A 7,227-nucleotide genomic window follows, 5' to 3' on the forward strand; every position below is an offset into this window, starting at 1 on the left:
CCGGTGAAGCTGGCCGTTCCGACGGCGGTCGCTTCGGCGCCGATCGCCGGCGCTGCGCGTCCGGCCGCGTCCGAAGCGGCCAAGCCCGCGGCCTCGGCGCAGCTGTCGCTCGGCATGCCCGAGCCGCAGGCCGAGCTGCCGGCCGGCACCAGCGTGCGTCAGGCCGTGTCCTCTGCACTGCGTTCGCCGCCGACGGCGCTGCCCGTGCCGCCGGCCCCGGCCGCCGACGCCGACGACAAGCCGGCCGACGGCGACGACAAGAGCGCCTGAGGCCTGCGCAAAGCCGGTACCGAACGGGCCGGCTTCGTTCGTCTCCAGCGATCCGCCGTCGACGGCGAGGCGCGCAAAAAGAAAAGGCCGGCGTGAGCCGGCCTTTTTCCTGTCTGCGATCGGCTGCGGCTAGCGCCGCCGGCGCCGCCGCGTGCCGTTCGCGGTTTCCAGCGCGCTGCCGAGATCGAGCACGCCGTGCACGTTCGCCAGATGCGCGAGTGCGACGACGTTGTCGATGTCCAGTTTTCCAAAAATATTCGACTTGTGCGTCGAGATGGTCTTGTCGCTGATGTTGAGGAAGCGCGACAGGGTCTGTGCGTCGTCGCCCTGGGCCAGGCGTATCGCGATCTCGAGCTCGCGAGTCGTGAGGCGGTCGAACGGCGATCCGCCGCCGCCGTCGACGGCTTCCATCGCGAGCTGCTGCGCGATCAGCGGCGCGAGATAGCGGCGCCCGTCGGCGACCTGCTGCAGCGCCTGCAGGAAATCCTCCGCCGGGCAGGCCTTGGTCAGATAGCCCGACGCGCCGGCTTCGAGCAGGCGCCGCGGAAACGGCGCCTCGCCGGCGACCGTCACGATGACCACGCGCGTGCGCAGTTCGCCGCGCCGCACGCGCTCGGTCACTTCGACGCCGGTGAGCTTGGGCATGTGCAGATCGAGCACGGCGACGTCGGGCTCGAGGCGGCGGATCAGCGCGAGGCCTGCTTCGCCGTCGCCGGCCTCGCCGACGACAGTGAACCCCGGATGCCGTTCGAGCATCGCGCGGTAGCCGTTGCGTACGAGCGCATGGTCGTCGATCAGGACTACGCTAATCATGCCCGCTCTCCGTCGCTTGCAACGGTTGAAACCGTACGTGAGGCGTAGCGCAGTGACAAGCGCATTTTGTATACCTGCCCCGCCGTATGGCGGCGTGGAGCCGGCCCGGCGGATTCGCTATGCTTGCGCGTTGCGGTCGACGATGCACCATACGTCGGCGTCCGGTCCCGGAAGAGTGGCAGAGCGGTTGAATGCACCGGTCTTGAAAACCGGCGATGGGTAACCATCCGTGGGTTCGAATCCCACCTCTTCCGCCATGAAAGCAAGCAGTTGGAGCGGTCTCGATGGCGCCGTGAAACGTCGCGAGGACCCGTTGCACGTCGGCGTCCGGACCCGCTCGCGGCGGCGCGGGCCCGCGGAGGCCGGCCGGCCATTGCCGCCGACGCGCGCAACCGCGCCCGCACGATGAACGTCACGCTGCCGGCGCGGCGGCGCCACGTGCGCCGGACCACTCAGCCTCCAGCCGTACAGCGCAGACTCCCGCGCCAGGCGTCGAACGCCGCCGCATGCGTCGCCGACGGCTTGCCGTCGCGCACGACGTCGTCGAACAGGAACAGGCGCGAATCGCCGTCGCCGAGCGGCAGGTCGTAGGCGAGGTAGTCGTGGATGTCGCCGAGGAAATGCAGGCGCACGCGCCAGCCCGGCACGTCGCGGCCGCACAGGTGCAGCGCGGCCGCGGCTTCGGGCACGGCCGGCGTGTCGCCGCGATGCAGGACGCTGCCCATCATCTCGAGCAGGGTCTGCGCGTGCGACTCGCTGTAGGAACCCGCGTGCACCTCGAACTCGAAGTCGCCGCGCCAGAGGCGCCAGCGCGAATCCTCGGCATCGTAGGTGACGCGCAGCACGGCCGGATAGTCGAACGCGATGCCGGCCTCGGCAAAACGCGCTTTCGCCTGGAGCGCCTCGGCGCGCGGCGCGCCGACGACCTCGTCGACGAAACTGCCCCAGAACGTGCTCCAGCCGCTGTCGGCCGGATAGTCGGCCGCCGGCGCCGTCGCGCCCGCAGCGGACAGGACGGCCAGCAGGCCAGTGCGCAGATACGGTCGGCGATGCACGTGACGGTCTCCTCGGGCCTTCGCGCGCGGCCGGCCGCGGCGGGGCGCGCATGATCCGCGGTGCGGACACTGTCGTCCAGCGCCGTCGTCGATGAGGCTGCCCGGCCGGGCTACACTCCGCCGTCCTTCCGCCGGATCGCCGCCCATGCCGCTCGCCCCGCCACTGAACTTCCAGCGCTGGATCGAGGAACACCGCCACCTGCTGAAGCCGCCGGTCGCGAACAAATGCATCTACGACGGCGACTTCATCGTCATGGTCGTCGGCGGTCCGAACCAGCGCACCGACTACCACTACGACGAAGGCCCGGAGTTCTTCTACCAGATCGAGGGCGAGATGGTGCTGCGCATCCAGGAGGACGGCCAGCCGCGCGACATCCCGATCCGCGCCGGCGAAGTGTTCTACCTGCCGCCGCGCGTGCCGCATTCGCCGCAGCGCATGGCCGGCTCGATCGGCCTCGTCGTCGAGCGCAAGCGCCTGCCGCACGAGCAGGACGGGCTGCTCTGGTTCTGCGAGCGCTGCAATCACAAGCTCTACGAGGAATTCTTCACCCTGCACAGCGTCGAGACGGATTTCCCGCCGGTGTTCGACCGCTTCTACGGTTCGGTCGAGGCGCGTACCTGCCGCGGCTGCGGCCTCCTGAACCCGGCGCCGGCCCGCTACGGCTGAAACCGGTCGTCGCCGCCCGCGCAACGCTGCCTTACACTCGACGACCATGCTCAAGATCGACACCCACGCCCACATCCTGCCGCGCGACTGGCCGAACCTCGCCGAGAAATACGCCGACGACCGCTTCCCGGTCATCGTGCACACCGAAGACCGCCACCGCATCTACAAGGACGGCAAGTTCTTCCGCGAGATCTGGGCCAATACCTGGGATCCGCAGCTGCGCATCGACGACTACGCGCGCTTCGGCGTGCAGGTCCAGGTCATCTCCACGGTGCCGGTGCTGTTCTCGTACTGGGCCAAGGCCGGCCAGGCGCTGGAGCTGCATCGCCATCTGAACGACCACACCGCCTCGATCTGCCGCGACCATCCGCGCCATTACGCCGGCATCGGCACGGTGCCGCTGCAGTCGCCGACGCTCGCGATCCAGGAAATGCAGCGCTGCGTCGAGCAGCTCGGCCTGAGCGGCGTGCAGATCGGCTCGCACGTGGAGAACTGGAATCTCGACGCGCCCGAGCTGTTCCCGTTCTTCGAGGCCGCCGCCGATCTCGGCTGCGCGATCCTCGTGCATCCCTGGGACATGATGGGCCGCGACAGCATGCCGAAATACTGGCTGCCCTGGCTCGTCGGCATGCCGGCCGAACAATCGCGCGCGGCCTGCTGCCTGATCCTCGGCGGCGTGCTCGAACGCCTGCCCGAGCTGCGCGTCTGCCTGGCCCACGGCGGCGGTTCGTTTCCGTACACGATCGGCCGCATCGAACACGGTTTCCGCATGCGGCCCGACCTCGTCGCGACCGACAACGCACGTAGTCCGCGCGAGTACTTCGACCGCCTGTTCTTCGACTCCTGCGTGCACGATCCGCGCGCGCTGCGCTACCTCGTCGACGTGGCCGGCGCCGACCGGGTCATGCTCGGCACCGACTATCCGTTCCCGCTCGGCGAGCAGGAGCCCGGCAGCGGCATCGCCGCGCTGGAGCTCGACGCCGCCGACGCGGCCCGCCTGTATCACGGCACCGCGCTGCAGTGGCTGGACCTGCCGGCCACGCGCTTTTCCTGAAACCCTGACCGGAGACGCCATGTCCGCTCGCCCGTTTTCCGCCCTGTTCGCCCTGCTGCTCGCCGGCTCGTCCGGCGCGGCCCTCGCCGCCGACTACACGCTCAACGACGGCGCGATCCGCTTCAGCGCGCCGAGCGACTGGCCCGTGATCATGCAGATGAGCGAAGGCAGTCCGCAGGTCATCGCGTTCCAGGTCAAGGACCCGGCAGACACCGGCACCGGCGAGGCGACCCGCGTGACCGTGACCACGCGCAAGCTCGACGATGCGCAGGCGTTCCAGACGTTCGTCAACGGCGCGCTGGACAAAGCCAAGCAGACGCCGGGCTACGAGAGCGAGACCGGCCCCGACGGCAGCAGCCTGCGCTACAGCGGCATGAGCCAGAAGACCCGTTACAAATATCGCGAAAGCTATTTCTACAGAAACGGCATCGCCGTGCAGCTGCGCTGCGTGCACCCGGTGCTCGCCGCGACCAGCGCGGCCTGGATCGCCGCCTACGACCAGGGCTGCGACCAGATCGCCGCCTCGCTGCAGAAGTGAGCCGTCGATGCCCGCAGTGACCGATTTCGAGCCCGGCCTGGACTGGGCCCGGGCGCAGGACCGCGCCGACGCGCTCGCGGCGTTCCGCGGCGAGTTCTGCCTGCCGCCGCACGGCGACGGCGAGCAGATCTATCTCTGCGGCAATTCGCTCGGACTGATGCCGCACGCGACGCGCCAGGCATTGGCCGACGAGCTCGACGACTGGAGCCGGCTCGCGGTCGAAGCGCATTTCCGCGGCCGTCATCCGTGGATGCCGTATCACGGCTTCGTGCGCGAGCATCTCGCCGAACTCGTAGGCGCTCTGGAGACCGAAGTCGTCGCGATGAATTCGCTGAGCGTGAACCTGCACCTGATGCTGGTCAGCTTCTACCGGCCGACCGCGCAGCGCCCTGCGATACTGCTGGAGAAGCGCGCGTTTCCGTCGGACCGCTACGCGCTCGAATCGCAGGTGCGCTTCCACGGCTTCGACCCGGCGCAGGCGCTGATCGAGCTCGACGGCGACGAGGCCAACGGCACGATCTCGCTCGCGGCGATCGAGCGCGCGCTGCACGAGCACGGCGAGCGCATCGCGCTGGTGCTGCTGCCCGGCGTGCAGTATTTGACCGGCCAGGTGTTCGACCTCGCGGCGATCGTGCGGCTCGCCCACGCGAAAGGCTGCCTCGTCGGCTTCGACCTGGCCCACGCGGTCGGCAACGTGCCCGTGGACCTGCACGACAGCGGCTGCGATTTCGCGGTCTGGTGCCACTACAAATACGTCAACTCGGGCCCGGGCGCCGTCGCCGGCTGCTTCGTGCACGAGCGCCACGCGCACAGCGAACGGCGCCCGCGCTTCGCCGGCTGGTGGGGCCACGACCAGGCCACGCGCTTCCAGATGGGCCCGGACTTCCACCCGACGCCGGGCGCCGACGGCTGGCAGCTGTCGAATCCGCCCATTCTCGCGCTCGCGCCGCTGCGCGTCTCGCTGGAGATCTTCCATCGCGCCGGCATCGCGCGGCTGCGGCAGAAGTCACTGGCCTTGACCGGGTATCTCGCGCGGCTCATCGAGCACGCGGTGCCCGACGTGCTCGACGTGCTGACGCCGGCCGAGCCGCAGCGCCGCGGCAGCCAGCTGAGCCTGCGCGTCAAGGGACCGCGCGACGCCGGCCGCGCGCTGTTCGAGCACCTGAGCCGCGAGGGCATCGTCGGCGACTGGCGCGAGCCCGACGTGATCCGCGTCGCGCCGACCGCGCTGTACAACCGCTACGAGGATGCGGCGCGCTTCGTCGACGCGGTCGACCGGTGGCGCGCCGCGCGCCGCTGAGCTTCGCCGCCGCGGCCGCCGAGCCGCGGCATCCGTTCATCGAGGGCGGCGCGCGTGCGCTCCGCCCGGGAATTCCATGCCATGACCGCTAACGCCTCCCGCGACATCACCCTGATCGGCGCCGGCCTCGTCGGCGCGCTGCTCGCCACCCTGCTCGCCCAGCGCGGCTTCCGCGTGCGCGTGTTCGAGCGCCGGCCGGACCCGCGCGTACACGGCTTCATCGGCGGGCGGTCGATCAATCTCGCGCTGGCCGAACGCGGCTGGCACGGGCTGCGCGTGGCCGGGCTCAGCGACGCGATCACGCCGATCGCCGTGATGATGCGCGGACGCATGATCCACGACACGGCCGGCAACACCAATCTGCAGCGCTACGGCCGCGACGATTCGGAGGTGATCTGGTCGGTCAGCCGCGGCCAGCTCAATTGCGCGCTGATCGATGCGGCCGAACGCGCCGGCGCGACGATCCATTTCGGCCAGCGGCTCGACGCGGTCGACTGGCCGGCCTCGCGCCTGCGCCTGCAGGACGACGCCGACGGCCGTCTGCGCGAAGTCGATGCCGGCCTGCTCGTCGGCGCCGACGGCGCCGGCTCGGCGCTGCGCCAGGCCATGCAGCAGGTGCGCGATCTCGGCGAACGCATGGAAGGCCTGGGCCACGGCTACAAGGAGCTCGAGATCCCGCCGCTCGCGCAATTGCCCGACGTCGCGCTGACGCCGACCCTGCGCGAGGCCAAGGCGCGCGGCGAGCGTTTCGCGATGGAACCCAACGCGCTGCACATCTGGCCGCGCGGCAGCTACATGTGCATCGCGCTGCCGAACGCCGAGGGCAGCTTCACGGTGACCCTGTTCCTGCCGAGCACGCCGCTGAGCGGCGACGGTCCGGCGTTTTCGCGGCTGGGCACGCGCGAGGCCGTCGAGCAGTTCTTCCGGCGCGACTTCGCCGACGCCGTGCCGCTGATGCCCGACTACCTCGAGGACTTCCTGCGCAATCCCACGGGACTGCTCGCGACCCTGTACCTCGACCGGTGGCATCTCGACGGCCGCGCGCTGCTCGTCGGCGACGCGGCGCACGCGATCGTGCCGTTCCACGGCCAGGGCATGAACTGCGGCTTCGAGGACGCGGTCGAGCTGGCCGACCTGCTGGCCGCCGACGGCGACGCGGCCGCGGTGTTCGCCGAATTCCAGCGCCGGCGCAAGCCCAACAGCGACGCGATCGCGGCGATGGCGCTGGACAACTACGTCGAGATGCGCGACCGCGTCGACGATCCCGACTACCTGCTGATGCGCGAGCTCGAACGCGTGCTCGCCGCGCGCCATCCGCTGCGCTATCTGCCGCGCTATTCGCTGGTCACCTTCACGCGCCTGCCGTACGCGTTCGCGCGCGAGCGCGGCGAGCACCAGGCGGCGCTGCTGCGCGAGCTCGTGCGCGGCAAGGCCAGCCTGGCCGAGGTCGACCTCGCCGCGGCCGACGCGGCGGTCGAGACCCGGCTGGAGCTCCTGCCCGCGCGCGGCTGATGGACGTCGCCGCGCTGC

7 protein-coding genes, 1 tRNA gene and 1 pseudogene are annotated in these 7,227 nt (G+C 70.5%); 7 read left to right on the forward strand and 2 right to left on the reverse strand.

Annotation, left to right across the window (positions count from 1 at the left end):
• A pseudogene (locus NON22_RS17675) lies at positions 1–270 on the forward strand (hypothetical protein); the annotation flags it as partial.
• Between the two features lie 129 nt (positions 271–399).
• Here the strand turns inward: NON22_RS17675 and NON22_RS17680 are convergent.
• Positions 400–1,083 (reverse strand): response regulator, encoded by a 684-nt coding sequence (locus NON22_RS17680; RefSeq protein ID WP_257388266.1) that lies wholly within the window; start codon positions 1,081–1,083, stop codon positions 400–402.
• Positions 1,084–1,252: 169 nt separating this feature from the next.
• Here NON22_RS17680 and NON22_RS17685 point away from each other — a divergent pair.
• Positions 1,253–1,340: transfer RNA gene (locus NON22_RS17685), tRNA-Ser, on the forward strand.
• Positions 1,341–1,535: 195 nt separating this feature from the next.
• Here NON22_RS17685 and NON22_RS17690 read toward each other — a convergent pair.
• Positions 1,536–2,138, reverse strand: a complete 603-nt coding sequence (locus NON22_RS17690; RefSeq protein ID WP_257388267.1) for a hypothetical protein — start codon at positions 2,136–2,138, stop codon at positions 1,536–1,538.
• A gap of 145 nt (positions 2,139–2,283) precedes the next feature.
• Here NON22_RS17690 and NON22_RS17695 point away from each other — a divergent pair, with 145 nt between their 5' ends.
• The 5 genes from NON22_RS17695 to NON22_RS17715 all read left to right on the forward strand — a co-directional run bounded on the left by NON22_RS17695 (position 2,284) and on the right by NON22_RS17715 (position 7,209).
• Positions 2,284–2,805, forward strand: a complete 522-nt coding sequence (locus NON22_RS17695) for a 3-hydroxyanthranilate 3,4-dioxygenase (RefSeq protein ID WP_257388268.1) — start codon at positions 2,284–2,286, stop codon at positions 2,803–2,805.
• A gap of 46 nt (positions 2,806–2,851) precedes the next feature.
• Positions 2,852–3,859 (forward strand): amidohydrolase family protein, encoded by a 1,008-nt coding sequence (locus NON22_RS17700; RefSeq protein ID WP_257388269.1) that lies wholly within the window; start codon positions 2,852–2,854, stop codon positions 3,857–3,859.
• Positions 3,860–3,878: 19 nt separating this feature from the next.
• Positions 3,879–4,397 carry a hypothetical protein gene (locus tag NON22_RS17705; RefSeq protein ID WP_257388270.1) on the forward strand — a complete coding sequence of 173 codons (519 nt, stop codon included), beginning with the start codon at positions 3,879–3,881 and terminating at the stop codon, positions 4,395–4,397.
• A gap of 7 nt (positions 4,398–4,404) precedes the next feature.
• Positions 4,405–5,697 carry a kynureninase gene (kynU, locus tag NON22_RS17710; protein WP_257388271.1) on the forward strand — a complete coding sequence of 431 codons (1,293 nt, stop codon included), beginning with the start codon at positions 4,405–4,407 and terminating at the stop codon, positions 5,695–5,697.
• A gap of 81 nt (positions 5,698–5,778) precedes the next feature.
• On the forward strand, positions 5,779–7,209 hold the full coding sequence (locus tag NON22_RS17715) for an FAD-dependent oxidoreductase (protein WP_257388272.1): 1,431 nt from the start codon (positions 5,779–5,781) through the stop codon (positions 7,207–7,209).
• The last annotated feature ends 18 nt before the right edge of the window (positions 7,210–7,227 follow it).

It is taken from the genome of Tahibacter caeni, assembly GCF_024609805.1.
Lineage (GTDB): Bacteria > Pseudomonadota > Gammaproteobacteria > Xanthomonadales > Rhodanobacteraceae > Tahibacter > Tahibacter caeni.

What these genes read in the sequence shown, in the direction of transcription:
- NON22_RS17680 (WP_257388266.1), bottom strand. Translation starts at nt 1,083, where the DNA reads ATGATTAGCGTAGTCCTGATCGACGACCATGCGCTCGTACGCAACGGC.
- NON22_RS17695 (WP_257388268.1), top strand. Translation starts at nt 2,284, where the DNA reads ATGCCGCTCGCCCCGCCACTGAACTTCCAGCGCTGGATCGAGGAACAC.
- NON22_RS17700 (WP_257388269.1), top strand. Translation starts at nt 2,852, where the DNA reads ATGCTCAAGATCGACACCCACGCCCACATCCTGCCGCGCGACTGGCCG.
- NON22_RS17705 (WP_257388270.1), top strand. Translation starts at nt 3,879, where the DNA reads ATGTCCGCTCGCCCGTTTTCCGCCCTGTTCGCCCTGCTGCTCGCCGGC.
- kynU (WP_257388271.1), top strand. Translation starts at nt 4,405, where the DNA reads ATGCCCGCAGTGACCGATTTCGAGCCCGGCCTGGACTGGGCCCGGGCG.
- NON22_RS17715 (WP_257388272.1), top strand. Translation starts at nt 5,779, where the DNA reads ATGACCGCTAACGCCTCCCGCGACATCACCCTGATCGGCGCCGGCCTC.